Source organism: Micromonospora sp. NPDC049900 (assembly GCF_044461025.1).
Classification (GTDB): Bacteria; Actinomycetota; Actinomycetes; order Mycobacteriales; family Micromonosporaceae; genus Micromonospora.
Window position 1 is genome coordinate 147,732 of record NZ_JBITKM010000003.1, and the last position, 24,895, is coordinate 172,626.

Below are 24,895 nucleotides of genomic sequence, written 5' to 3' on the forward strand. Positions count from 1 at the left end.
GTGGACGGCGCGGCGACAGTGCTGGTGGTCGACGACAGCCGGACCAAGCGCTACCTGTTGGTGAGTTGGCTGACCCGGGCCGGTTTCACGGTGCTGGAGGCCGAGACCGGCGGCGAGGCGTTGCGCCGGGTCGGGGTGGAACCGGTCGACCTGGTGGTGCTCGACGTCCGGCTGCCGGACATGAGCGGCTTCGAGGTCTGCGAGCAGCTCAAGTCGGCGCATCCGGCGCTACCGGTGATCCACGTGTCCGCACACGCGATCGACACCACCGACCGCACCCAGGGGCTGACCCGGGGCGCGGACGCCTACCTCGCCGAGCCGATCGAGCCCGAGGAACTGATCGCCACCGCCCACGCGGTGCTGCGTTACTACCAGGCGCGGCAACGGGCCGAGCTGCTCGCCGAACGCCTCACCGGGTTGGCCGACACCACCCTGGCGGTGCACTCGGCGCCGAACTTCGCCCGGCTGCTGGAGTCCGCGGCGACGGGTGCCGCCGAGATCTTCAAGAGCCCGGCCGCGGTGGTCGCCGAGACCTTCGACGGTGACTGCCTGGCCGGGGTCTCCAACGGTCCCGGTGCCGAGGGCCGCATCGTGCCCTGGGTGGTCGACGACACCGGCGTGCCGACCGGCACCGTCGTCACCGTGCAGGATCCCGCCGGCTGGGCGCTCGCCGACTGGCCGACCGACGACACGATCACGGTGGCCGCCGCCCGGCTGCGCGAGGACCGCGCGCCGATCTACATCGTGGTCCCCACCGCCACCCAGACCGCCCGTACGCCGGTGCTGGTCCAGCTCGCGCAGGCGGTGGCGTCGGCGGTGGAGGCACAGCGCTCCTTCGACGAGGAACACCGCATCGCGGTGACCCTGCAACGCAGCCTGCTGCCGCGCCGCATCCCCGAGATCGCCGGGCTCGACCTGGCCGTCCGCTACGAGCCGGCCAGCGCCCGGACCGAGGTGGGCGGCGACTTCTACGAGCTGGTGATGCTCGACGGCCACCTGCTGCTGGCCATCGGCGACGTGGCGGGCCACTCGCTGCACGCGGCGACGGTCATGGCCGAGCTGCGGCACGCGGTGCGGGCGTACGCGGTGGAGGGACACCAACCGGGCGAGATCCTGCACCGGGTCAACGAGTTGATGCGGACGCTGCTGCCCAACGAGCTGGCGACCATCTGCCTGCTGCTGCTGGACCCGTCCACCGGGCACGTCCGGCTGGCCAGTGCCGGGCACCTGCCGCCGTTGATCAGTCAGGACGGCAAGGTCGAGTACGTGCAGCACTCCGCGCCACTGCTCGGCGTACGCGCGCCCCGCCCGGCCGACCTGGAGTTCGTCCTGCCGGCCGGCGCGACGATCGTCTTCTACACCGACGGGTTGATCGAACGGCGGGACGTCACCATCGACGACGGGCTGGCCGCCCTGTCGGTCAGTGCGTCCCGGGTCGACGACGACCTGGACCGTTTCTGCGAACGCCTGCTCGTCGAACTCGCCCCGCACGAGATCCAGGACGACGTCGCCGTCGTCGCCCTCCGTCGTCGCTGAACGACGGCGGGCCCCACGGCGGTGCGCGCCGCAGGCCCTCCAGTCGTGGCCGCGTCGGCGTCAGCGGGTCTTGACCAGGAAGGCGTACCCGACCACCGTCGTGCCGTTCCAGTTGTACATCGGGTAGCACGCCTGCGGCCGGGTCCAGGCCGAGGCGTACGTCGGCCGGGCGTCGTTGCACGCCTTCAGCGTCGGGTAGATCGGGCTGGTGTAGTCCGCCCGGGCGAGCGTGGCCAGGTCGAGCACCAGACCGCCGCCGACTGCGGCAGCGGCGACGAGGCTGCGTACGCGAGAGCGGAGCGTCGAGGTCGGGATGCGCGACGGCACGCCGTGGCCTGTTTGCGGCGTGGCCCCGTCGTGCCGAACCGTCAGAGCCGCCAAGATCCACACAACATCCCTGTTGTTGTTGCTTCGAGTGCGCTGCGAGACAGCACTATCCCTGATGTTGTGGTCTCGCACGTGACTCCGGCTCTCCAGGGACACCCACCGCTGCCGCGCACGAGCCTTCTCCGAACCAGCCAAGCGAAGGCGCACCACCCACGCGTCGGCCGCCCACGCTGTACCTCTACCCCTGCTCGTCGTCGTCCACCGCCGGTACTGGCGGATGTATTCCTCGACGTCTGCGCGTAGCCAGATCTTGCCGACCGACAGGACCTGATACGGCGTCAAACCTCTCTGGTTCTGTGCCGCCTGCGCGCACGGTTGGCCGTGCGCGCAGGCCCGAGCCGAACTGGCGGCCGACTACGGCCTCGGTCGGCTACTCGCGCTGGACATGGCCGACCTGCTCACCGAGGCGACCGCCGACTTGACCCGGCTCCGAGGGCCACCCGAGCCGCTGTACTTCTACGTCCGGTTTCTCGGCTGGGTCCGCAATCCGGCCCAATGACCGCTCCCGTCGCCGAGCCGAGCGACCGAGCCGAGGACACCGGCGTGGGGCCTGGCGTGGATAGCTTGACGGCAGCTATTCGCTGAGTGAATAGTGGGTTCGTGTCCACGTCGCACGTTCTGCTCGGGTTGCTCGCCACCGGCACCATGCACGGGTACGAGCTGAAGCGCGCGTACGACGCGCGGTTGCCGCAGGCCCGCCCGTTGGCGTTCGGGCAGGTCTACGCGACGCTGAATCGGCTGCTCCGGGACGGCCTGGTGGTCCCGGCGGGACAGGAACGCCACGCCGGGCCGGACCGCACCGCCTACGCGCTCACCGACGAGGGGCGGGCGGCACTGGACCAGTGGTTGGGCACCGTCGACCCACCCATGCCGCACGTCAACAGCGCGCTGTTCGCCAAGGTGGTGGTGGCGCTCCTGGACGCCGACGCGGACCGGGCCCGGAGTTACCTCGTCGCGCAGCGGCGGGCCCACAGCGATCGGCTCCGCGAGCTGACCGCGCTCAAGACGGCACCGGAGGCCACCGTCGACGACGTCGTGGCAGCCGACTACGCCATCGCCCATCTCGACGCCGACCTGCGCTGGCTGCGCACCACCCTGGAGCGGGTCGCCGACTGGCACCGGGAGGTGCACTCGTGACGCAACTTCAGGCACGCGCACTGGTTAGGTCGTACGGGCCGACACCCGCGCTTCGCGGCCTCACCCTCGACATCGACGAGGGTGAGATCGTCGCGGTGACCGGGCCGAGTGGCTGCGGCAAGTCCACCCTGCTGCACTGCCTGGCGGGCATCCTGCGGCCCGACGCCGGTGAGGTGACCTGGCGCGGACACCGGATCGACACCTGGTCCGAGGCGGCCCGGTCGCGCCTGCGGCGTACCGACTTCGGGGTGTTGTTCCAGTTCGGTCAGCTCGTTGCGGAGCTGACCGCGGCGGAGAACGTCGCGCTTCCGCTGCTGCTCGCCGGCACGGGGCGGCGAGCAGCGCGGACGGCGGCGCTCACCTGGCTGGACCGGCTGGGCGTGGTGGACTACGCCGACGTGCGGCCGGGCGAGATGTCCGGCGGTCAGCAGCAGCGCTGCGCCACCGCTCGGGCCCTGGTCACCGAGCCACGGGTGCTCTTCGCCGACGAGCCGACCGGGGCGTTGGACACGCTCACCGGCGAGCAGGTGCTCACCACACTCGTCCGGCTCACCCGTGAGCAGGGCACGGCGGTGGTGTTGGTGACCCACGAGCCCCGGATCGCCGCGTACGCCGATCGCGAGATCGTGATGCGCGACGGCGTGATCGACCACACCGGCCTGGGGTTGGACGCGCCGCTGGCCGAGGGCGCGCGGTGAGACCGGGGACGGCGGTCCGACTGGCCCTGGCCGGTAACCGTACCGACGCCGCGCGAGTGGCCCTGACCGTGCTGAGCGCCACGCTGGCCACGCTCACCGGGCTGGCTGCGTTGACCGTGCTGGCCATCAAGGAGCCGCCCGGCCGCGACTGGGAGCAGTCCCAGCAGTACGCGAACGCGCTGCTACGCGAACCGGGGCTGCGCGGCGGCACCGCGTTCGCCCTGCTGCTGCTGGCCATACCCGTGCTGGCCCTGGCCGGGCAGAGTGCCCGGCTCGGCGCTCCGGCGCGGGACCGCCGCCTGGCCGCCCTGCGTCTGGCCGGTGCGACCCCCGGCCAGGTCACCCGGGTCGCGATGCTGGAGACCGGCCTCGCCGCGCTGGTCGGAGCCCTGGTCGGGCTGGCGGTGTACCTCGGCGGGCGGCACCTGCTGCACCGCCCGGACGCCCACGGTCAGCTCGCCCTGCCCACCGACGTGCTGCCCTCGGTGCCGGCGATCGTGGCGCTGACGCTGGGGCTGCCGGTGCTCGCGGCGGCGGGCACCGCGCTGCTGCTGCGCCGGGTCGGCACCACGCCGTTGGTCGTGTTCCGTCGGGCTGGTCGGACCCGGTCGCCCCGGCCCTGGCCGGCGCTGCTGATCGGCGGTGGGCTGCTGGCGGCCGCGTTTGCCGAGCCGCTGCGAAAGGCGTTCGACGGCGTCCGCGCGGACTGGCTCGCGATCCTGTTCACCCTCGGTCTCTTCGCCGTCGTGATGGGGGTGGTGCTCGGGACCGGATGGCTGTCGTACGCCGCCGGGCGGCTGCTGCACCGCCTCGCCCGAGGACCGGCGACCCTGCTGGCCGCCCGCCGGTTGACCGACGACCCGTGGACCAGCAGCCGGACCTTCGCGGCGCTGCTGGCCAGCGTGCTCATCGGTGCCGGTGCGGCGGGGTTCCGCGCCTACTTCCAGCTCCGGCAGCGGATCGAACAGGAGGCGAACCAGGCGGCCGGATACGGCGGCGCTGTGGGCGACGACCGGTCCTTCTATCTGAACACCATGGACCTGGTCGACCTGGCCGTCCTCGTGGCGGTCGCCATCGCCACGGCGGGCCTGCTGGTCACGCTGGTGGAGGGCATCGTCTCCCGCCGCCGGGCGTACGCCGCGCTGGTGGCCACCGGGGTGCCCCGGGCCACCATCGGCACCTCGATCCTCATCCAGGTGCTGGCGCCGGTGGTGCCCGCCGTGCTGCTCGCGGTCGGCGTCGGGTACGCGATCGGGCGGCTGCTCAACGGCGACGTGGTCAGCGGCGGCTACGCCCAGGAGGTGTGCCGGGCGAGCACGGAGCTGTGCCAGGACCCGGCCACCCGCCCGCTGCACGTCGAGTACATGGTGATCGAACGCGTGGTCCGCACGCCGGACGTACCGCTCGGACAGCTCGCACTGGTCGGCGGCGGCGCGCTGCTCGCGGTGCTGGTCACGGTCGGGCTGGGGCTGTTGTTCCTGCCGGCCAGCACGGCGATGGAGGAACTGCGCACCACCTGAGACGGCGTCCACCATGGCCCAGGGCAGGCGCGCCCTGGGCCATGCGCGTCCGGTGGCCGGATGACGGGACGGTCAGGTGCGGCCGAGCCGGTCCAGGGTCCAGGCGTTCACGAACGCCTCCTCCCGCCAGGCGTCGTAGCGCCCGCTGGGCCCACCGTGGCCCGCCTCCATCTCGGTCTTGAGCAGGTATTCGCCCTGCGGCGCGACGGCCCGCAGCCGGGCGATCCACTTGGCCGGCTCGTGATAGAGCACCCGGGTGTCGTTGAGGCTGGTCATCGCCAGGATCGCCGGGTAGTCGCGGTCGGCCACGTTCTCGTACGGGGTGTACGACTTCATGTAGGCGTACACCTCCGGGTCGGCGAGCGGGTTGCCCCACTCCTCCCACTCGGTGACGGTCAGCGGCAGCGACGGGTCGAGGATCGTGCTGAGCGCGTCCACGAACGGCACCTGCGCGACGATCGCGGTGAACGCGTCCGGCGCGAGGTTGGCCACCGCGCCCATCAGCAGCCCGCCTGCCGAGCCGCCCCGGGCCAGCAGCCGGTCCGACGACGTCCAGCCCGCCTTGGCCAGGTGCCGGGCACAGGCCACGAAATCGGTGAAAGTGTTCTTCTTGGACAGCAGCTTGCCCTGCTCGTACCAGCTCCGGCCCAGCTCGCCGCCGCCCCGGATGTGCGCGACCGCGAAGATCACGCCACGGTCCAGCAGGGACAGCCGGCCGACCGAGAACCAGGGGTCCATGCTGGCCTCGTACGAGCCGTACCCGTAGATGACGCACGGCGCGGAACCGTCGCGGGGGGTGTCCCGGCGGCAGACCAGCGAGATCGGCACCTTGGTGCCGTCGTCGGCCAGCGCCCAGTCCCGGTGCTGCTCGTAGTCCTCCGGCCGGTACTCCCGGCCGTCCGGCCCGGGCAGCACCGGTCGCCGCCGCAGCAGCGTCATCTCGCGGGTAACCAGGTCGTAGTCGTACACCGAGTCCGGGGTGACCAGCGAGGTGTAGCGCAGCCGTACCCGCCCGGTGCGGTACTCCGGGTTCGAGTCCAGCCCGACGGTGTGCAGCGGCTCCGGGAACTCGATGTCGTGCCCGTCGCCGCCGCCGACCGGCAGCACCCGCAACCCGGTGAGCCCGTTGGCGCGCAGCGTGACGACCAGGTGGTCGGCGAAGGCGTCGACCGACTCCAGCCGGGTGCCGGGGGAGTGCGGGATCAGCGGCACCCAGTCGCCCGGCGCGTCGGCCGAGGTGTACGCCAGCGCGAAGTCCTCCGCGCCGTCGTTGTGCAGGATCAGGAACCGGTGCCCGTGGTGCTCCACCGAGTACTCGACGCCCTGCCGGCGGGGGGCGATCACGGCCGGCTCGCCGGTGGGGTTGCCGGCCGGGATGACGCGTACCTCGCTGGTGATCTTGCTGGCGATGTCGATCAGGATGAACCGCTCCGAGCGGGTCAGCTCGACCCCGACCCAGAACCGCTCGTCGTCCTCGGAGTGCACCACCACGTCGTCGGCGGCGGCGGTGCCGAGCACGTGCCGCCAGACCCGGTGCGGACGCCAGGCGTCGTCCACGGTCACGTAGAACAGCACCGAGGCGTCGGCCGCCCAGGCGGTGCCGTAGAACGTGTCCGGGATCTCGTCGGGCAACAGCTCGCCGGTGGTGAGGTCCTTGATCCGGAGGGTGAAGCGTTCCTTGCCGGAGAAGTCGGTCGAGAAGGCCAGGAAACGGCCGTCCGGGCTGACGTCGAAGGCGCCGAGGGAGAAGAAGTCGTGCCCCTCGGCGAGCAGGTTGCCGTCGAGCAGCACCTCCTCGCCGTCCAGCGGCGCGCCGTCCGGGCTGATCGGCGGCGTGGTCTCGCCGTCGCGGACCGGTCGACGGCAGTGCACGCCGTACTGCTTACCCTCGACCGTCCGGGAGTAGTACCAGTGCCCACCCTTGCGGGTCGGCACCGACAGGTCGGTCTCCTGGGTACGCCGGCGGATCTCCTCGAACAGCTCCGTGCGCAGCGCGGACAGGTGCGCCGTACGCGTCTCGGTCCAGGTGTTCTCGGCCTTGAGGTACTCGATCGTCTCAGGATCGTCCTTGGTGGCCAGCCAGGCGTACTCGTCGACGACGGTGTCGCCGTGGTGGACGCGGTCGCTCGGCACCTGCCTGGCTACGGGGACGGGGGTCTCGGTGGTCACGGCGCCACGTTACCGGCAGGCCGGGCGTCTCGGGCGGCGCAAATCCCCACTTCGCCGTTCGAACACATGTACGATCGCAGCCATGGTGCCAGCGCGTTCCACCGGCGGGTCCGGTGCCCTCGACATCGCCCGTCGCCTTACCGACATCTGCGGCTCCCGCTTCGCCCGGTTCGCCGGTCCGGCCGACGAGGTGGCCGGGCGGCCCGCCCGCTGGGTGGCGGTGCCCGGCGGTGCCCACGCGGCGGCCGAGGTGCTGCGGCTCGCCGCGCGGCACGATCTGACGGTGGTGGCGCGCGGTGCCGGCACCAAGATCGACTGGGGTGCCGCGCCGGAACGGGTCGACATCATGCTCGACACCGGTCGCCTCGCCGGCATCGGTCACCAGCCGTCCGGTCGGGACACCGCCGAGGTCGGCGCCGGCACGCCGCTGCGCGCGGTGCAGGCCAGTCTGGAACGCACCGGTCAGCGGCTCGCCCTGGACGCCCCCTCACCCGGCGCCACGGTCGGCGGGGTGCTCGCCGCGGACGAGGCCGGTCCGCTGCGACACCGACACGGCACCGCCTGCGACCAGCTCGTCGGTCTGCGTTACCTGGCCGCCGACGGCGAGTTGGCCGAGGCCGGTGGCGGGGCGGCCGGGCTGGCCCAGGCCCGGCTGCTGTGCGGGTCGGAGGGCGCGCTCGGTGTCCTGGTCAGCGCCACCCTGCGGGTGCAGCCCCTGCCGGCCAGCCGGGTCTGGGTGACCCGCCCGGTGTGGACGCCGCTGGAGGTGCACGACCTGGTCCGGGCGGTGCTCACCGCCCGGCTCGACCCGGCTGCCATCGAGGTGGACCTGCCGGCCGGCACGGGACCCCGGCCGAGGGACCCCCGGGCCGAGGCGATGGCGCGCCATCCGTCCATGACGGGGCGCACGTCGACCGGCCCGGCGGGGGCCGGCTCCCTGGTGGTGCTGCTCGAAGGAGGGCCGTCCGACGTGGCGGAACGCGCCGACCGGCTCCGGTCGATGCTCGGCTCCCGCGCCACCGTCGCCCGGTCCGCGCCGTCCTGGTGGCGCAGCTACCCGTTCGCACCCGGCGACACCGCGCTGCGGCTGGAGGTGCCGATCAGCGACCTGCACGCCGCCGTCTACGCGTTGCGGGACGCGGCCGGCTCACCGGTGCCGGTCCGTGGCTCCGCCGGCCTGGGCGTGGTGCACGCCGCCCTGCCCGGCACGATGGCTCCCGACCGGGTGGCGTCGATCCTGGTCGCGGTGCGCAGCGTCCTGCTCGCCCGACGGGGCCGCTGCCTGGTCCTCTCCGCGCCGCCCGCCGTCCGGCGGGCCGTCGACCTGTGGGGCGAGCTGACCGGCGTGGCCCGGTTGCGGGCGGTCAAGCAGCATCTCGACCCCGGCCACCGGCTGGCCCCCGGCCGTCTCCCCGGCGGCCTCTGAACCCCGTCGACCGGACGGCGTCGTCGCGCAGCCCGGTTGCTCAGAGAGCTTGGCCGGGTCAGACGGCGTCGTTGCGCAGGACCAGGATGGCGATGTCGTCCCGGGGTGCCTCGACCGAGAAGTTGATCGCGGTGGCGCGCAGCCGGGCCGCCACCACGTCCGCCGAGTAGCCGGCGAGCGGCGCGGCGGCGTCCCGGAGCCGACCGGTGCCGAACAGCTCCCGGCCCCGGCGTCGCTCGGTCACCCCGTCGGTGTAGAAGACCAGGCAGTCGCCCGGGTCGAGGGTGATGTCCAGGGTCGGCGAGGTGATCGCGTCGAGCAGGCCGAGCGCGGTGCCGCCGGTGCCGACGAACGTGGCCGGGCCACCCGCCGCGCGGACCAGCACCGGTCGGTCGTGACCGGCGAGGTGCAACCCCACGTCGAGCTGCCCGTTCTCGCCCGGCCCGACCGCCGCCAGCGCCAGCGTGCAGTAGCGCCCGGCACCCCGCTCGACGAGCGTCTCGTTGAGCCGGGACAGCACCTCGGGCAGCGGCTTGCCGTCCCCGGCCAGCACCCGGATCACGTCCCGGACCAGTCCGGTCACCGCAGCGGCCTGCACACCCTTGCCGGAGACGTCACCGATCACCACCAGCCAGCGGCCGTCCGGCAACGGCACCACGTCGTAGAAGTCGCCGCCGACCTCGGCGTCGTCGCCGGTCGGCACGTACTCGGCGGCGAAGCCGATGCCCTCCACCACCGGCAGCACCGGCGGCAACAGGGACTGTTGCAACGTCTGGGCCACCCGGCGACGTTCGGCGTGGATACGGGCGTTCTCGATCGCCAGGGCGGCACGCCGGGCCACGTCCTCCAGCACGGCGATCTCGTCCGGATCGTGCCGGTGCCGCTGGTGTCGGCCGACCGCCAGCGTGCCGAGGCGCTGACCTCGGGCGATCAGCGGCACGGCGAAGCCCTCCATCGGCGCGCCCAGCGGTGTCTGGGTGCCGTTGCGGCTCGCCTCACGTAGCCGGGCCTGGACCGAGTCCGGTCCCGCCTCGCGCAGCGTGGCGTGCAACTGCGGCAGCATCGACTCGTCGGCGTGACTGGCCGCGGCCAGCTTGAGCCGACCCCACTCGTCGGTGGTGTGCACCGCACACCACTGGCCGAGCCGGGGCACCACGAGCTGCGGGACGAGCGCCATGGTCAGCTCCACGTCCAGGGACTGGGCGAGCAGCTCACTGGCCTCGGCGAGGAAGGTCAGCCACGCCTGCCGCCGGACGTCGGCGCGGCGTAACCGGTCGTTCTCCAGGTGCAGCGACAGCCGCTCGGCGGTCAGCAGGGCCAACGGCCGGGCGTACGCGGTGGGAGCGGCGTCGAGTTCCAGCTCACCGGCGTACGGGCGGTGCACCGCCAGCGGCACGCGGAGCAGGTCGTTGCCGGGGCGGGGCTGCCGGCCGTACCGGGCGATCACCTGCGGGCCGTGCCCGTCACCCCGGTCCAGGCGCACCATCCCGCCGGCCGCGCCGACCATCTCCGCCACCCGGGTGAGCAGGCTGGTGGCGAAGTCCGGCAGCGGATCGTCCGCGTACGGGTCGGGGGTGGGCTGCATCAGGGCGCTCATCGCCCCGGCGCTCGGCACCGAGGTGTGCGGGCCGTCCGAACGGTCGGTCGGCGGGGCGAAGTCGGTCGGGCCGGCGGGCGCCGCAGCGTCGCGCGGTGGCCCGTCGCGCTCCAACCGGAACCACACGCCCTTGCCGCTGGGCAGGTAGGTGGTGCCCCAGCGGCTCGCGAAGTGGTCGACCAGCAGCAGGCCCCGCCCGCGCTCGGCGACCTCGGTGATGTCGGTCGCCACGTTCCGGACGCCGACGGTCAGCTCGTCGACCGGCCCGGAGGCGAAGTCCGACACGGTCACGGTCAACCCGGACGAGTCGGCGCTGACCTCGATGTCGAGTTCGGTGCGGGCGTGCTCGACCGCGTTGGTGGACAGCTCCGTGGTGAGCAGGAGTGCCTCGTTGAGAAGTTCGTCCAGGTTCGCCTCGGTCAGTACAGACCGGACGACGGCCCGCGCGGCGGCCGGGGTACGCCGGTCGGCGGGCAGCCGAACCCGGCGGACGTGCTCCTCCGAGACCCCGTCCGTCGTTGGCCCCACCGCCGCTGACACCCTCGTATCGTGCCCCGACACCGGTCGCGTGCCAAGCTGATCACGGGTCGGGTCCGGAATACGGACGGCGGTGCGCCGTGGCGGTTTCGAGGTCACGGGGACAATGATGGGGTGGCCGGCGCGAGCCGGTGTACCCCGATCCGAGTGCGAGGAATGATGACCACGGCGAAACAGTCGGCGATCGCGGACACCTCCGCCGCCGACCACGAGGCGGTCCTCACCGAGCTGGCCGAGGCGCTGCGGCGGGTCCGCGGCGGCGATCTCAAGGTCAGGCTGCCCCGGCGGTCGGGGGCGGCCGGCGAGGTGGCCGACGCCTTCAACGACGTGGTGTCGCTCCAGGAGCGGCAGCATCTGGACCTGCGCCGGATCAGCCGGGTCGTGGGTCGCGACGGTCGGCTGACCGAACGCCTGGACGAGGAGGGGCTGGACGGCTCCTGGGCGGAGGGCCAACGCGCGGTCAACTCGTTGATCGACGACCTGGGGCGGCCCACCACCGAGATCGCCCGGGTCATCGTGGCGGTCGCCGACGGTGACCTCTCCCAGCACATGGCGCTGGAGATCGACGGTCGCCCGCTGCGCGGCGAGTACCTGCGCATCGGCCGCACGGTCAACACCATGGTCGACCAGCTCTCGTCCTTCTCCAACGAGGTCACCCGGGTGGCCCGGGAGGTGGGCACCGAGGGCAAGCTCGGCGGCCAGGCCGACGTACGCGGGGTGGCCGGCACCTGGAAGGACCTCACCGACTCGGTGAACACCATGGCCTCGAACCTGACCGGCCAGGTGCGGTCGATCTCGCAGGTGGCGACGGCGGTGGCGAAGGGTGACCTGTCGCAGAAGATCACGGTCAGCGCGCGCGGCGAGGTGGCGGCGCTGGCCGACACGATGAACTCGCTGACCGACACGCTGCGCCTCTTCGCCGAGCAGGTGACCCGGGTGGCCCGTGAGGTGGGCACCGAGGGCAAGTTGGGCGGTCAGGCGGAGGTGCCCGGCGTGGCCGGCACCTGGAAGGACCTGACCGACAGCGTCAACTCGATGGCGTCGAACCTGACCGCCCAGGTCCGCAACATCGCCCAGGTCTCCACGGCGGTGGCCCGGGGCGACCTGTCGCAGAAGATCACCGTGGCCGCCCAGGGTGAGATCCTGGAACTCAAGGACACCGTCAACACGATGGTGGACCAGCTCTCGTCGTTCGCCGACGAGGTGACCCGGGTGGCCCGTGAGGTGGGTACGGAGGGCAAGCTCGGCGGTCAGGCCCAGGTCCGCGGTGTCTCCGGCACCTGGCGTGACCTGACCGAGAACGTCAACCAGCTCGCCGGCAACCTCACCAGCCAGGTCCGCAACATCTCGCAGGTGTCCACGGCGGTGGCCAAGGGTGACCTGTCGCAGAAGATCACCGTCGACGCCCGGGGCGAGATCCTGGAGTTGAAGTCGACGGTCAACACGATGGTGGATCAGCTCTCGTCGTTCGCCGACGAGGTGACCCGGGTGGCCCGTGAGGTGGGTACGGAGGGCAAGCTCGGCGGTCAGGCCGAGGTGAAGGGCGTTTCGGGCACCTGGCGTGACCTGACGGACAACGTGAACTCGATGGCGTCGAACCTGACCGGTCAGGTGCGGAACATCGCGTCGGTGACGACGGCGGTGGCCAAGGGCGATCTGTCGCAGAAGATCACGGTGGATGCCCGGGGTGAGATCCTGGAGTTGAAGTCGACCGTGAACACGATGGTCGACCAGCTCTCGTCGTTCGCCGACGAGGTGACCCGGGTGGCCCGTGAGGTGGGTACCGAGGGCAAGCTCGGCGGTCAGGCACAGGTCAAGGGCGTCGCCGGCACCTGGCGTGACCTGACGGACAACGTGAACTCGATGGCGTCGAACCTGACCGCCCAGGTCCGCAACATCGCCCAGGTCTCCACGGCGGTGGCCCGGGGCGACCTGTCGCAGAAGATCACCGTGGACGCGCAGGGCGAGATCCTGGAGTTGAAGTCGACGGTCAACACGATGGTGGATCAGCTCTCGTCGTTCGCCGACGAGGTCACGCGGGTGGCCCGTGAGGTGGGTACGGAGGGCAAGCTCGGTGGTCAGGCCGAGGTGAAGGGCGTTTCGGGCACCTGGCGTGACCTGACGGACAACGTGAACTCGATGGCGTCGAACCTGACCGGTCAGGTGCGGAACATCGCGTCGGTGACGACGGCGGTGGCCAAGGGTGACCTGTCGCAGAAGATCACCGTGGACGCGCAGGGCGAGATCCTGGAGTTGAAGTCGACGGTCAACACGATGGTCGACCAGCTCTCGTCGTTCGCCGACGAGGTGACCCGGGTGGCCCGTGAGGTCGGCAGCGAGGGCAAGCTCGGCGGTCAGGCGCAGGTCAAGGGGGTCTCCGGCACCTGGCGGGACCTGACCGAGAACGTCAACCAGCTCGCCTCGACGCTGACCACCCAGCTCCGGGCCATCGCCCGGGTCTCCACCTCGGTGACCCGTGGCGACCTGACCCGACGGATCACGGTCGAGGCGCAGGGCGAGGTCGCCGAGCTCAAGGACAACATCAACCAGATGATCGTCACCCTGCGGGAGACCACCCACAAGAACGCGGAGCAGGGCTGGCTCGACTCCAACCTGGCCCGCATCGGTGGTCTGTTGCAGGGGCAGCGCGACCTCGGCGAGGTCTGCCGCATGATCATGCAGGAGGTGACGCCGCTGGTCGACGCGCAGCTCGGGGCGTTCTTCCTGGCGGACAACTCCGAGGGGGTGATGCGGCTGCGGCTGACCGCCTCGTACGGCTACGTGTCCCGGGGACACGACGTCACCTTCGGTCCGGGTGAGGGACTCGTCGGTCAGGCGGCGATCTCCCGGCGCACGATCCGGGTCGGCGCGGTGCCGGACGGTCGCATCACGCTCCGCTCCGGTCTGGCCGACACCCCGCCGGCCGACCTGGTCGTGCTGCCCGTCCTCTTCGAGGGCGAACTGCTCGGCGTGATCGAGTTCGCCACCGTCACCCCCTTCTCCGAACTGCACCTGGCGTTCCTGGAGCGGCTGGTCGCCACCATCGGCATCGCGGTCAACACCATCCAGGCGAACCGGCGTACCGAGGAGTTGCTGGCCCAGTCCCAGCGGCTGGCCCACGAGTTGCAGGAGCAGTCGGCGGAGTTGCAGCGCACCAACGCCGAGTTGGAGGAGAAGGCCACGCTGCTGTCGGAGCAGAAGGGCAACATCGAGACCAAGAACCGGGAGATCGAACTCGCCCGGCTCGGCCTGGAGGAGAAGGCGCAGCAGCTCACCCGGGCGTCGGCGTACAAGTCGGAGTTCCTGGCGAACATGAGCCACGAGCTGCGTACGCCGCTGAACTCGCTGCTGCTGCTGGCCCGGCTGCTCGCCGAGAACTCCGAGCAGAACCTCAGCCCGAAGCAGATCGAGTTCGCCCGGACCATCCACGGCGCGGGTTCCGACCTGCTCTCTCTGATCGACGACATCCTCGACCTGTCCAAGATCGAGGCGGGGCGGATGGACGTCGAGCCGACCGAGATCCGGTTCGCGGAGATCCGCAACTACGTGGAGCAGGCGTTCGCGCCGCAGGCCGACGAGAAGGGCCTGGACTTCCAGGTACGCGTCGGTAAGGACCTGCCGGCGGCGGTGGTCACCGACGCCCAGCGGCTCCAGCAGATCCTGCGCAACCTGCTGTCGAACGCGGTCAAGTTCACCGACAACGGGGCGGTGACGCTGCGCATCTCGCGTGCCCCGGAGCACGCGGTGTTCGACGTACCGGCGCTGACCAACGCCCGGCAGGTGCTCGCCTTCACGGTGATCGACACCGGCATCGGCATCTCCGACGACAAGCTGTCGCTCATCTTCGAGGCGTTCCAGCAGGCGGACGGCACCACCAGCCGCCGCTACGGCGGCACCGGCCTGGGGCTGTCGATCAGCCGGGACCTGGCCCGTCTGATCGGCGGCACGATCACCGTCACCTCGGCACCGGGTCAGGGCTCGACGTTCACGCTGTACCTGCCCGACGTGCTGGCGCCGGACGCGGTCGTGGCACCGTCGCCACCGTCGCCCCAGCGGGCCGGCCTGCCGTCGTCGCTGCTGATGCCGCCGGTGGAACTGCTGCCGCAGCGGCCGGAGGCCCCCAGGACCCGTCAGCTCGACGGTGCCACCGTGCTGATCGTCGACGACGACGTGCGTAACGTCTTCGCCCTGACCAGCGCGCTCGAACTGCACGGCATGACCGTGCTGTACGCCGACAACGGCACCGACGGGGTACGCCTGTTGGCGGAACACCCGGAGGTGGACATCGTCCTGATGGACGCGATGATGCCCGACCAGGACGGGTACGAGACGACCCGACAGATCCGCCGGAATCACCGTTTCGTGGACCTGCCGATCGTCTTCCTGACCGCCAAGGCGATGCCCGGTGACCGGGAGTCGGCGATCGCGGCCGGGGCCAGCGACTACATCACCAAGCCGGTCGACCTGGACGAGCTGATCGAACTGATGACCAGCTCGATCAGTGGCAGCCGTACCGAGGAGGGCTCGTGACGCAGGTGGCGAAGGCGCTGCTGGTCGATGACCGCCGGGAGAACCTGATGGCCCTGGAGGCGATCCTCCAGGGACTGCCGGTGCAGACGGTCGCGGTGGAGAGCGGCGAGGCGGCGCTGAAGCAACTGTTGGTGGACGACTTCGCGGTGATCCTGCTGGACGCCCAGATGCCGGACATGGACGGCTTCGAGACGGCCAGTCACATCAAGCGGCGGGAACGGACCCGGCACGTACCGATCATCTTCCTGACCGCCGCGGACCGGGACGCCCAACTGGCGCTGCGCGGCTACGCGGTCGGCGCGGTGGACTACCTGACCAAGCCCTTCGACCCCTGGGTGCTGCGGGCCAAGGTCTCGGTCTTCGTGGAGCTGTGGACGAAGACCCGGCAGTTGGCCGCGCAGTCCGAGATGGTGCGGGAGCGCGACGCCCAGTGGCGACTGCTGACCGACGCGGTGGACGAGGCGAGCACGCTGCTCCGGGCCGCCGACAAGGACGCGGACGCGGTGGCCCGCGCCGTGGCCGTCCTGGAACAGGCCCGCTGGGGCACCACCTCCTGACGTCGCGCCCCCGGTCACCCCGCCGATCGTGACGTCGCCGGGGCTGCCGCCCGGTCGTCCCGGCGACGTCACGATCGATCAGTGGTCCGTGTGCGGACCGATCGGCGGAGTGGTTCAGCTCGTGGGGGCGTCGTTCCGGATCATCAGGGCGCTGCGCAGGCCCGTGATGTCCAGTACGCGTATCAGGAACTCGCCCACGTTGGTCAGCAGGAGCAGGCTCTGCGCGTGGCTGGCCTTGCGGCTGAGGACGACGAGCGTCCCCAACCCCTGCGAGTCGCAGAAGGTGACTCCGCCGAGATCGAGCACGATCCGTGGCGGAGGTTCGGTGAGCACTTCGTTGACGACGGTCGACAGCTGGGCGGCCGTGAGCATGTCGATCTCACCGGCTAGGCGAAGCACCGCTTCGTCGCCAGTCCGGTGTACGGTGATGGACAGTTCGGCACGATCCACCGGGTCAGCCTATCGCGATCTCGGGCACCCGGCCTGTCGAGGCGAACCGCCTCCGCCCAGCGTGCCGTGGGTGAGCCTGGTAACCCCGATCCGGGGTGCCTGCCGATCCGCCGTCGGGCGCTGACACAATGGCGGCATCGTGACCGAGGTGTTTCCCGCCGGAACCGACCGCTATCCGGTCGACGCGCCGGCCTCAGAGGCCCTGTTCGACCGCGCCCGCGCCATCGTGCCGGGCGGGGTGAACTCACCCGTGCGCGCCTTCCGAGCGGTAGGCGGCACACCACGCTTCATGGTCCGTGGCGAGGGACCGTGGCTCCACGACGCGGACGGGCGACGCTACGTCGACCTGGTCTGCTCCTGGGGCCCGTTGATCCTCGGCCACGCCCATCCCGAGGTGGTCGCGGCCGTGCAGGCCGCCGCCGCGCAGGGCACCAGCTTCGGCACCCCCACCCCGGGCGAGGTCGACCTGGCCGCCGAGATCGTCGCGCGGACGCCGGTCGAGCAGGTACGCCTGGTCAACTCGGGTACCGAGGCGACCATGTCGGCGATCCGGCTGGCCCGGGGGTACACCGGACGCTCGAAGATCATCAAGTTCGCCGGCTGCTACCACGGGCACGTGGACGCGCTACTGGCCGCGGCCGGTTCCGGCGTGGCCACCCTCGGCCTGCCCGATTCGCCCGGTGTGACCGGCGCGGCGGCCGGCGAGACGATCGTGCTGCCGTACAACGACCTCGCCGCCGTGCAGGAGTCGTTCGCCGCCGAGGGTGAGCACATCGCCGCCGTGATCACCGAGGCTGCGCCGGGCAACATGGGCGTGGTGGCGCCCCGGGACGACTTCAACGGCCAGTTGGCGCGGATCGCGCACGCCAACGGCGCGCTGCTCATCGTGGACGAGGTGATGACCGGGTTCCGGGTCTCCCGCTCCGGCTGGTACGGCCTCGATCCGGTCGACGCGGACCTGTGGACGTACGGCAAGGTCATGGGTGGTGGGCTGCCCGCCGCGGCGTTCGGCGGGCGGACGGAGATCATGTCGCGACTGGCCCCGGCCGGGCCGGTCTACCAGGCCGGCACCCTCTCCGGTAACCCGCTGGCCTGCGCCGCCGGCCTGACCACGCTGCGGCTGGCCGACGAGGCGCTGTACCGGCGGCTGGACGACACCGCCGCCGTGGTGGGCAAGCTCGCCGCCGACGCGCTGGCCGCCGCCGGGGTCCCGCACCGGCTGTCGTACGCGGGCAACATGTTCTCGATCTTCTTCACCGACGCCGACGTGGTCGACTACGACAGCGCCCGCACCCAGCAGGTGCCCGCGTTCAAGGCGTTCTTCCACGCGATGCTGGCGGCCGGGGTCTATCTGCCGCCGAGCGCGTTCGAGTCCTGGTTCGTCTCGGCGGCGATCGACGACGCCGCTCTCGAACAGATCGCCGCCGCTCTGCCGGTGGCGGCCAAGGCGGCGGCAGCGACGACAGGGGTGTAGAGCAGTGATCGCGAGGAGTGAGCCGGTGTTGCGAGCCCCGCAGTCGCGAACGAAGGGGACACAACAGTGAGCAAGACGGTGGTCCACGTGCTTCGGCACGGCGAGGTACACAACCCGGACGGCATTCTCTATGGCCGACTGCCCGGTTTCCGCCTCAGCGAACTGGGTGTCCAGATGGCCAAGGCCGCCGCGCAGGGGCTCGCCGAACGCGAGGTCGTGCACGTGGTCGCCAGCCCGCTGGAACGTGCCCAGCAGACCGCCGAACCGATCGCCGCCCAGTTCGGGCTCCCCGTCGGAGTCGACGAACGGCTCATCGAGAGCGCCAACTGGTTCGAGGGCAAGAAGGTCTCGCCCGGTGACGGCTCCTTCCGCGACCCCCGTAACTGGTGGGTGCTGCGCGACCCGGTGACCCCCTCCTGGGGCGAGGCGTACCGGGTGATCGCCGAGCGGATGTTCGCTGCGCTGCACGCCGCCCGGGTCGCCGCCGAGGGGCGGGAGGCCGTCCTGGTCTCGCACCAGCTCCCGATCTGGACGCTGCGCCGGCACGTCGAACGCAAGCGGCTCTGGCACGACCCGCGCCGCCGGCAGTGCGGACTGGCCTCGCTGACCACGTTCCACTTCGACGGCGCCAAGATCGTCGGGATCGGCTATTCAGAGCCGGCCGCGCACCTGGTGGCGATCTCGCCGACCGCGCGGACGGCCAAGGGAGCCTGACGTGGCGCTCCGCAGGTGGGCCGTGGGTCTGCTCGCCGCCGTCACCGCCACGACGGTGCTGAGCGGCTGCACCGGCGGTGGCCGGGAGGCGGCCTGCGACAATACCGGCGGCATCGTGGAATGCGCCCCGGACCAGCGTTCCGACGCGCCGAGTCTCGCCGGTGAGCTGCTCGACGGCGGTTCCTACGACGTGACGCAGCAGCGGGGCCAGGTCGTCGTGGTCAACTTCTGGGGCTCCTGGTGCGCGCCGTGCCGGGCCGAGGCCGACGACCTGGAGAACACCTACCAGGCGACCAAGGATTCCGGGGTGACCTTCCTCGGCATCAACGTGCAGGACAGCCGGGACAAGGCGATCGCCTTCGAGGAGGGCTTCGGGATCAGCTACCCGAGCATCTTCGACCCGGGCAGCCGCCTGGCTCTCGACCTGGACATCCCGCCGAACACCATCCCCGCGACCGTGGTCCTGGACCGGGAGGGCCGGATCGCGACCGTGATCCGGGCGGCGGTACGCCAGGAGGGCCTGCAACCCATCGTCGAGCGGATCGCCGCGGAGTCCGCTGCGGCGTCCGGCCCACGCTGATGGGCGAGACCTTCGGTCAGCTCGCCGTCTCGGGGCCGCTGCTGCTGGCGATCGGCGCGGCGGCGCTGGCCGGGCTGGTCAGCTTCCTCTCCCCGTGCGTGCTGCCCCTGATGCCGGGCTACCTGTCGTACGTGACCGGCCTGGCGGGCGCGGACCTGGAGGGCCGAGATGAAAGGAAGGGCCCCGTACTAACGCCTGGTGTAGAGGAGGGGTCCCCTCCTTACACCTCCGGCGGGGGTACGGCGCTGCGGGAACGCACCCGGGTCAGCCCGGCGGTCAAGGGGCGCGTACTCGCCGGGACGCTGCTCTTCATCGCCGGCTTCACCGTGGTGTTCACCGCCACCGCGATCCTGTTCAGCAGCATCGGCCGGGTTTTCTTCGACTACGAACGGGCGCTGGAGATCGTCGTCGGCGCGCTGATCGTGGTGCTCGGGCTGGGCTACCTCGGGGCGCTGCCCGGTTTCCAACGCGAGTTCCGGATCAACCGCCTGCCGAACGCCGGCCTGCTCGGCGCACCCGTCCTCGGCGCGGTGTTCGCCCTGAGCTGGGTCCCGTGCACCGGCCCGACACTGGCCGCGGTGCTCGGCATGGCCACCACCAGCGGGCAGACCGACCGCGCGGTGGTGCTCGCCGTGGCGTACTGCCTCGGGCTGGGCATACCGTTCATCATCTTCGGGCTCGGCTTCAACCGCCTGCTCGGGGTCTTCCGCACGATCCGTCGGCACAGCCGCTGGGTCACCCGGGTCGGTGGCGTACTGCTGATCCTGATCGGGCTGGCCCTGCTCACCGGCGGGTGGACCAACGTCGTGATCTGGTTGCAGACCACCGTCGGGGTGGGCGATTTCGAGGTGAGCATCTGATGACCGCGGTGGACGACCGGCCGGCCGCCCCGGCCGAGTCACCCCGACGCCGCCCCCACGCGCTGCTCGCGCTGCTGCGCAACTCGTGGCGGCAGCTCACCAGCATGCGTACCGCGTTGGTGTTGCTCTTCCTGCTCGCGGTCGCCGCGATCCCGGGTTCGGTGCTGCCGCAGCGCGGCGTCAACCCGGAGGACGTCCGGGACTTCTACACCGCGAACCCGCAGCTCGCTCCGGTGCTGGACCGCATCGGCGCGTTCGAGGCGTTCAGCTCGGTGTGGTTCTCGGCGATCTATCTGCTGCTGTTCACCTCGCTGATCGGATGTATCACGCCCCGGCTGCGCGATCACGTCCGGGCGCTGCGGGCCAGGCCGCCGGCCGTACCGAAGCGGTTGGAGCGGTTGCCGCAGCACGCGGTGGTGCCGGTGCCCGCCGGTGGCGCGGCGGCGGTCGCCGAGACGCTGCGACGCCGCCGGTGGCGGGTGGCGGTACGCGGTGACGAGATCTCCGCCGAGAAGGGCTACCTCAAGGAGACCGGCAACCTGATCTTCCACTCCTCGATGGTGCTGGTGCTGATCGGTGTCGCACTCGGCTCCTGGTACGGCTGGCACGGCAACCGCCTGCTCGTCTCCGGCCCGGACGGCGTCTTCTGCAACACCCGCCAGCAGTACGCCGAGGCGAAACTCGGTCCGCGCGTCGGCGACGACCTGCCCCGGTTCTGCATGCAGCTCGACGAGTTCGAGGCCGAGTTCCTGCCCAGCGGCCAGCCCTCGCACTTCAACGCCAAGGTCACCGTGGACGAGGACGGCGGCGCACCCCGGGCGGCCGAGTTCTCGGTCAACTCGCCGCTGCGTCTCGACGGCGCGAACGTCTACCTGCTGGGCCACGGCTACGCTCCGGTGATCCGCTACACCGACCGGTTCGGCGGTACGCAGACCAGCGTGGTGCCCTTCCTGACCACCGGCGACATGGGTCTGACCGGCGAGGGTCTGGCGGCCTTCCCGGACGCCAACGTCGACCCGGCGACCGGCGAGCGGAACGCGGACCTCCAGATGGCCTTCTCCGGCCTCTACCTCCCGACCGCGCCGCAGGAGCCGCCGTTCACCCGCTCCGAGTACCCGACGGAGCAGAACCCGCTGCTCGGCCTGATCGCCTATCGGGGCAACCTGGGCCTCGACGGCGGCATCCCCGGCTCGGTCTACCAGCTCGACCAGCGGCAGATCCGCAACGGCCGGCTGACCGAGGTCGGCTCCAAGGAGCTGCGCAAGGGCGAGAGCTGGACGCTGGACGACGGCACCACGGTCGAGTTCGTGGGCACCGAGCGTTACATCGTGCTGTCGGTCCGGCACGACCCGGGCACCATGTTGCTGCTGATCAGCTCCGTCGGGCTGGTGCTCGGGCTGATGGGCTCGCTGTTCGTCCGGCGACGCCGGATCTTCGTCCGGCTGCTGCCCCCCGGTGCCGTGCCCGCCGGTGCCGCGCCCGCCGGTTCCGGCCCCCCCGACAGTGGATCTCCGACGGGCGGTAGTAGCTTGGTCGAGGTGGCTGGCCTGCCCCGGACCGAACATCCGGGGTTCGCCGCCGAGTTCAGCCAACTGGTCGCCGCGATCGGCGACGACCGGCGGACCGGCGAGGCCATCGACCCGGACGAGCGGGCCGGGGCGCGAGAAGGAGCCGAGTGATGTCCGCACTCTCCGACCAGGTGGTGTCGATCGCCACCCTGGTGTACCTGCTGGCCATGATCAGTCACGCGGTCGAGTACGCCCTCGGCAACTCGCGGGTCAAGGTGGCGGCAGCCCCGGCCCGCGAGCTGGTCGGCGCGGCGGTCGGCTCCGGCGCGGCGGGCACGGCCGGGGACGGCGGTACGACGGGCACGGCCGACGCCGAAGGCGCCACCGGGACCGGCGGCGGGGCGGTACGGACTCCGGCCGAACGCACCGCGAAGCGGGCCGCAGTCGCCGGGTGGATCGCGGTGGCCCTCACCGCGCTGGGCGCGGCCCTGCACCTGGTCGGGCTGGTCACCCGGGGCATCGCCGCCGAGCGGATGCCCTGGGGCAACATGTACGAGTTCGTGCTCACGGTCTCGTTCATCGGGGTCACCGCCTGGCTGGTGGTGCTCTGGAAGGTGCCGTCGCTGCGTCGCCTCGGGCTGTTCCTGACCCTGGTCATGGTGCTCCTGGTGGCCACCGCCGAGCTGGTGCTCTACACCCCGATCGTGCCGCTGGTGCCGGCGCTCAACTCGTACTGGTTCATCGTGCACGTGTCGACCGTCGTCTTCGCCTCGGGACTGTTCCTGCTGGGCTCGGTACCGGCCGCGACGTACCTGATGCGGGCCGGTTACGAACGTGGCAAGCGCAGTTTCCCGTACACGCTGGCGAAGAAGCTGCCGGCGGCGGCCAGCCTGGAACGGCTCACCTTCGTCCTGCACGCCTTCGCGTTCCCGCTGTTCACCTTCGCGGTGATCGCCGGGGCGATCTGGGCCGAGGCGGCCTGGGGTCGGCCGTGGGGCTGGGACCCGAAGGAGACCTGGTCGTTCATCTCCTGGGTGATCTACGCCGGTTACCTGCACGCCCGCGCGACGCCGAGCGTGAAGCGCAACGTGGCCGCCTGGCTGGCCATCCTCGGCTTCCTGACGGTGCTGATGAACCTCTTCGGCGTGAACATCTTCTTCGAGGGCCTGCACTCCTACGGCGGTCTGTGAGGACAGAACCCTGCCCGCCCTGGTCGGGCCGTAGTCACCAGTCCCTGCCGAGGCGGCTCAGGGCCTCGTCGACGCGCAACGTGATCTGGTAGGCGATCTCCGGCACGTCGGCTAGGTCGATGCGCTCGGCACGCATCGCCAACTGCGCGTGCAGCTCGCGGGCGATCGCGTCGCGGAGACTGGTGAGCAGCGGCGACAACCCGTCCGGATCGCCGACGACGTACGCGTCCGACATGCGCCAAGCCTGCCGTTTCCGACGCCCGACGCCCCAGCACCTGTGAGATGTCCCGCCCCTGCTCTGCCTCCGCCGAGGAGATCTTGGACAGTTTCCGTTATCTATGAGTGGCAACTGTCCAAGATCTCAAACGTCGACGCGTTCCGGGCTCAAGGGGCTGGGGCCTCGGGTGGACGGGGTGTGCGCGGGGCGGCCCAGCCGAGGAAGCGTTCGTGTAGCGACGCGGGCTTCGGCACGTTGTGTGGATCGAGCCGATACAGGTCGTCCACGGCGTCGTACAGCATCCCGGCCAGGTAGATCGACAGGGCGACGCGGCTCTCCCGGTAGTCGGCCAGCAGGGTGAGCCGGGCGGTCGCGCAGGGCCACGGCATACCGCAGGCCCGGCACAGCCAGAGCGGCCGGAGCGGTACGTGGACGTGCGGCACCGAACTCATCTGCGTCTCCCTTCACGGGTGTCACGTCGGGGGGCGGGCTGCCGCGTTCCGGCTTGCCGGCGGCGGAATGGCAGAAGCGGGACCGGTCCGTGACGGGTGGACGCGGGACCGGCTCCGTCGAGGACGCAGGTCCGCCGGTCGCGGGTGGAATCGGGGCCGTCCGTCGCCGACGTGCCGGACGGCCCCGCCTCGGTTCCGCCCGTCCTTTCGGGTCGGATCCGGACGGTTCCGATGAGGACAGTCTGGTGAGGAGACGACTACTGTCGGAAGGCATCCGGTCGCCCTGTGCGTCGGGCGGGGTCGCCGGTGAGAGGCGTGAGGATCGCGGAACGCGCTGGTGAGGAGACGTGGGGATGGACGAGCGGTCGCGCGTATTGATCGACGAGCTGCGGCACATGCGGGCGGCACGGAAGATGACCCAGGAGGACCTCGCCCGGGCGATCAACTATTCGCCGTCGACGGTGGCCATGGTCGAGACGGAGGCGCGCAAACCGCCGCCGGACTTCTGGGAGCTGGCGGACACCGCCCTCGACACCGGCGGCGCGTTCGCCCGGATGCTGGTCCGGCTCGGGTCGCCGCAGTGGATGCGGGAGTGGGAGGCCAACGAGCGGCAGGCGACCGTGCTGCGCTCGTTCCAGAACACGGTGGTGCCGGGACTGTTGCAGACCTCGGCGTACGCCCGCGCGTTGTTCCGCAGCGTCGGCCTCTACGACGAGGAGGAGGTGGAGCAGCGGGCGTCGGCCCGGCTGGAGCGGCAGGCGGTGCTGACCGGCGAGCGACCGCCGCAGCTCGTCGCGGTGCTGGACGAACACGTGCTGCGTCGCCCGGTCGGTGGCCCGCTGGTGATGCGGGAGCAGTTGGGCCGACTGGTCAAGCTGGCCACCGAACAGCCCCGGGTACGACTGCACGTGGTGCCCGCCTCGGTCGGCGCGTATCCAGGTGTCGCCGGGGCCTTCGTGCTGGCTACCCTTCCCGGTGGGGAGGACGTCGCCTACCTGGATGACCAACTCAAGGGTCAGGTCATCGACGACACCGAGGGCGTACTGGCGATCCGGGCGTCCTGGGAGGCGATCCAGGGCGAGGCGCTGCCGCCCCGGCAGTCGATCGAGTTGTTGACGGAGGTGGCGGAGTCATGGCGGAGCTGACCGGTGCCCGGTGGCGCACCAGTACCCGGAGCAGCACCAACGGTGGTGACTGCGTCGAGGTGGCCGACAACCTGACCGGCGTGGTCGCCGTACGCGACAGCAAGGACCGGGACGGCGACGTGCTGATCTTCGGCCCGGCCGCCTGGCGCGCGTTCGTGGCGCTGGCCGCCCGCCGCTGACCTGCCAGGCAGGCAGTCAGCGCATGCCCCGG

At 71.4% G+C, this 24,895-nt stretch carries 21 protein-coding genes; 15 read left to right on the top strand and 6 right to left on the bottom strand.

All coding sequences use genetic code 11. The features are described 5' to 3' along the window. Complete coding sequence (locus ACIBMZ_RS08990; RefSeq protein WP_396692039.1) at window positions 1-1,536, top strand: SpoIIE family protein phosphatase; 1,536 nt, start codon at window positions 1-3, stop codon at window positions 1,534-1,536. Window positions 1,537-1,596: 60 nt separating this feature from the next. On the opposite strand, the gene ACIBMZ_RS08995 is transcribed toward ACIBMZ_RS08990, so the two are convergent. Further along, window positions 1,597-1,863 carry a hypothetical protein gene (locus tag ACIBMZ_RS08995; RefSeq protein ID WP_396692040.1) on the bottom strand — a complete coding sequence of 89 codons (267 nt, stop codon included), beginning with the start codon at window positions 1,861-1,863 and terminating at the stop codon, window positions 1,597-1,599. A gap of 660 nt (window positions 1,864-2,523) precedes the next feature. Between ACIBMZ_RS08995 and ACIBMZ_RS09000 the strand changes: the two genes are divergently transcribed. Genes ACIBMZ_RS09000 through ACIBMZ_RS09010 form a run of 3 tightly spaced genes read left to right on the top strand, consistent with a single transcriptional unit; the run spans window position 2,524 to window position 5,278 of the window. After that, complete coding sequence (locus tag ACIBMZ_RS09000; RefSeq protein ID WP_396692041.1) at window positions 2,524-3,060, top strand: PadR family transcriptional regulator; 537 nt, start codon at window positions 2,524-2,526, stop codon at window positions 3,058-3,060. Next, window positions 3,057-3,758: an ABC transporter ATP-binding protein gene (locus ACIBMZ_RS09005; protein ID WP_396692042.1), complete on the top strand. Its 702-nt coding sequence runs from the start codon at window positions 3,057-3,059 to the stop codon at window positions 3,756-3,758. Before ACIBMZ_RS09000 ends, ACIBMZ_RS09005 begins: the two co-directional genes overlap by 4 nt. Continuing rightward, window positions 3,755-5,278 carry an FtsX-like permease family protein gene (locus tag ACIBMZ_RS09010; protein ID WP_396692043.1) on the top strand — a complete coding sequence of 508 codons (1,524 nt, stop codon included), beginning with the start codon at window positions 3,755-3,757 and terminating at the stop codon, window positions 5,276-5,278. Before ACIBMZ_RS09005 ends, ACIBMZ_RS09010 begins: the two co-directional genes overlap by 4 nt. A gap of 72 nt (window positions 5,279-5,350) precedes the next feature. On the opposite strand, the gene ACIBMZ_RS09015 is transcribed toward ACIBMZ_RS09010, so the two are convergent. Further along, on the bottom strand, window positions 5,351-7,447 hold the full coding sequence (locus tag ACIBMZ_RS09015; protein ID WP_396692044.1) for a S9 family peptidase: 2,097 nt from the start codon (window positions 7,445-7,447) through the stop codon (window positions 5,351-5,353). 82 nt (window positions 7,448-7,529) lie between these two features. On the opposite strand from ACIBMZ_RS09015, the gene ACIBMZ_RS09020 reads away from it, so the two are divergent. Continuing rightward, on the top strand, window positions 7,530-8,873 hold the full coding sequence (locus ACIBMZ_RS09020; RefSeq protein WP_396692045.1) for an FAD-binding oxidoreductase: 1,344 nt from the start codon (window positions 7,530-7,532) through the stop codon (window positions 8,871-8,873). Between the two features lie 58 nt (window positions 8,874-8,931). On the opposite strand, the gene ACIBMZ_RS09025 is transcribed toward ACIBMZ_RS09020, so the two are convergent. Then, window positions 8,932-11,010 carry a SpoIIE family protein phosphatase gene (locus ACIBMZ_RS09025; protein ID WP_396692046.1) on the bottom strand — a complete coding sequence of 693 codons (2,079 nt, stop codon included), beginning with the start codon at window positions 11,008-11,010 and terminating at the stop codon, window positions 8,932-8,934. Between the two features lie 156 nt (window positions 11,011-11,166). Between ACIBMZ_RS09025 and ACIBMZ_RS09030 the strand changes: the two genes are divergently transcribed. Then, the gene (locus ACIBMZ_RS09030; RefSeq protein WP_396692047.1) at window positions 11,167-15,537 is read left to right on the top strand and encodes a HAMP domain-containing protein; all 4,371 of its coding nucleotides are present in this window, start codon (window positions 11,167-11,169) and stop codon (window positions 15,535-15,537) included. Beyond that, window positions 15,534-16,094, top strand: a complete 561-nt coding sequence (locus ACIBMZ_RS09035) for a two-component system response regulator (protein ID WP_396692048.1) — start codon at window positions 15,534-15,536, stop codon at window positions 16,092-16,094. The genes ACIBMZ_RS09030 and ACIBMZ_RS09035 overlap by 4 nt, the downstream gene beginning before the upstream one ends. A gap of 114 nt (window positions 16,095-16,208) precedes the next feature. Here the strand turns inward: ACIBMZ_RS09035 and ACIBMZ_RS09040 are convergent, their stop codons facing one another. Then, on the bottom strand, window positions 16,209-16,544 hold the full coding sequence (locus ACIBMZ_RS09040) for an STAS domain-containing protein (protein WP_131053680.1): 336 nt from the start codon (window positions 16,542-16,544) through the stop codon (window positions 16,209-16,211). Between the two features lie 139 nt (window positions 16,545-16,683). On the opposite strand from ACIBMZ_RS09040, the gene hemL reads away from it, so the two are divergent. From hemL to ccsB, 6 genes are all read left to right on the top strand, one after another. Then, complete coding sequence (gene hemL / locus ACIBMZ_RS09045; protein ID WP_396692049.1) at window positions 16,684-18,018, top strand: glutamate-1-semialdehyde 2,1-aminomutase; 1,335 nt, start codon at window positions 16,684-16,686, stop codon at window positions 18,016-18,018. A 66-nt stretch (window positions 18,019-18,084) separates the two neighbouring features. Continuing rightward, window positions 18,085-18,732: a histidine phosphatase family protein gene (locus ACIBMZ_RS09050; RefSeq protein ID WP_396692050.1), complete on the top strand. Its 648-nt coding sequence runs from the start codon at window positions 18,085-18,087 to the stop codon at window positions 18,730-18,732. Between the two features lie 55 nt (window positions 18,733-18,787). Then, a complete protein-coding gene (locus ACIBMZ_RS09055; protein WP_396692712.1) occupies window positions 18,788-19,312 on the top strand; it encodes a TlpA family protein disulfide reductase in 525 nt (174 codons plus the stop codon). After that, window positions 19,312-20,172, top strand: coding sequence for a cytochrome c biogenesis CcdA family protein (locus ACIBMZ_RS09060; RefSeq protein WP_396692051.1), 861 nt, complete (start codon window positions 19,312-19,314; stop codon window positions 20,170-20,172). Before ACIBMZ_RS09055 ends, ACIBMZ_RS09060 begins: the two co-directional genes overlap by 1 nt. Then, complete coding sequence (locus ACIBMZ_RS09065) at window positions 20,172-21,851, top strand: cytochrome c biogenesis protein ResB (protein WP_396692052.1); 1,680 nt, start codon at window positions 20,172-20,174, stop codon at window positions 21,849-21,851. The genes ACIBMZ_RS09060 and ACIBMZ_RS09065 overlap by 1 nt, the downstream gene beginning before the upstream one ends. Further along, window positions 21,851-22,870, top strand: coding sequence for a c-type cytochrome biogenesis protein CcsB (gene ccsB / locus ACIBMZ_RS09070; protein ID WP_396692053.1), 1,020 nt, complete (start codon window positions 21,851-21,853; stop codon window positions 22,868-22,870). The genes ACIBMZ_RS09065 and ccsB overlap by 1 nt, the downstream gene beginning before the upstream one ends. Window positions 22,871-22,904: 34 nt before the next feature. Here ccsB and ACIBMZ_RS09075 read toward each other — a convergent pair whose 3' ends face one another. After that, the gene (locus ACIBMZ_RS09075) at window positions 22,905-23,105 is read right to left on the bottom strand and encodes a hypothetical protein (protein WP_396692054.1); all 201 of its coding nucleotides are present in this window, start codon (window positions 23,103-23,105) and stop codon (window positions 22,905-22,907) included. Window positions 23,106-23,254: 149 nt separating this feature from the next. Next, on the bottom strand, window positions 23,255-23,539 hold the full coding sequence (locus ACIBMZ_RS09080; protein ID WP_396692055.1) for a hypothetical protein: 285 nt from the start codon (window positions 23,537-23,539) through the stop codon (window positions 23,255-23,257). Between the two features lie 353 nt (window positions 23,540-23,892). On the opposite strand from ACIBMZ_RS09080, the gene ACIBMZ_RS09085 reads away from it, so the two are divergent. Further along, window positions 23,893-24,684 carry a helix-turn-helix transcriptional regulator gene (locus ACIBMZ_RS09085; RefSeq protein WP_396692056.1) on the top strand — a complete coding sequence of 264 codons (792 nt, stop codon included), beginning with the start codon at window positions 23,893-23,895 and terminating at the stop codon, window positions 24,682-24,684. Continuing rightward, window positions 24,672-24,863, top strand: a complete 192-nt coding sequence (locus tag ACIBMZ_RS09090) for a DUF397 domain-containing protein (protein ID WP_396692057.1) — start codon at window positions 24,672-24,674, stop codon at window positions 24,861-24,863. Before ACIBMZ_RS09085 ends, ACIBMZ_RS09090 begins: the two co-directional genes overlap by 13 nt. The last annotated feature ends 32 nt before the right edge of the window (window positions 24,864-24,895 follow it).

Excerpts from the sequence above, each read along its gene's own strand:
- ACIBMZ_RS09020 (WP_396692045.1), top strand. The coding sequence starts at position 7,530 with ATGGTGCCAGCGCGTTCCACCGGCGGGTCCGGTGCCCTCGACATCGCC.
- ACIBMZ_RS09030 (WP_396692047.1), top strand. The coding sequence starts at position 11,167 with ATGACCACGGCGAAACAGTCGGCGATCGCGGACACCTCCGCCGCCGAC.
- ACIBMZ_RS09060 (WP_396692051.1), top strand. The coding sequence starts at position 19,312 with ATGGGCGAGACCTTCGGTCAGCTCGCCGTCTCGGGGCCGCTGCTGCTG.
- ACIBMZ_RS09065 (WP_396692052.1), top strand. The coding sequence starts at position 20,172 with ATGACCGCGGTGGACGACCGGCCGGCCGCCCCGGCCGAGTCACCCCGA.
- ccsB (WP_396692053.1), top strand. The coding sequence starts at position 21,851 with ATGTCCGCACTCTCCGACCAGGTGGTGTCGATCGCCACCCTGGTGTAC.
- ACIBMZ_RS09075 (WP_396692054.1), bottom strand. The coding sequence starts at position 23,105 with ATGTCGGACGCGTACGTCGTCGGCGATCCGGACGGGTTGTCGCCGCTG.
- ACIBMZ_RS09080 (WP_396692055.1), bottom strand. The coding sequence starts at position 23,539 with ATGAGTTCGGTGCCGCACGTCCACGTACCGCTCCGGCCGCTCTGGCTG.
- ACIBMZ_RS09085 (WP_396692056.1), top strand. The coding sequence starts at position 23,893 with ATGGACGAGCGGTCGCGCGTATTGATCGACGAGCTGCGGCACATGCGG.
- ACIBMZ_RS09090 (WP_396692057.1), top strand. The coding sequence starts at position 24,672 with ATGGCGGAGCTGACCGGTGCCCGGTGGCGCACCAGTACCCGGAGCAGC.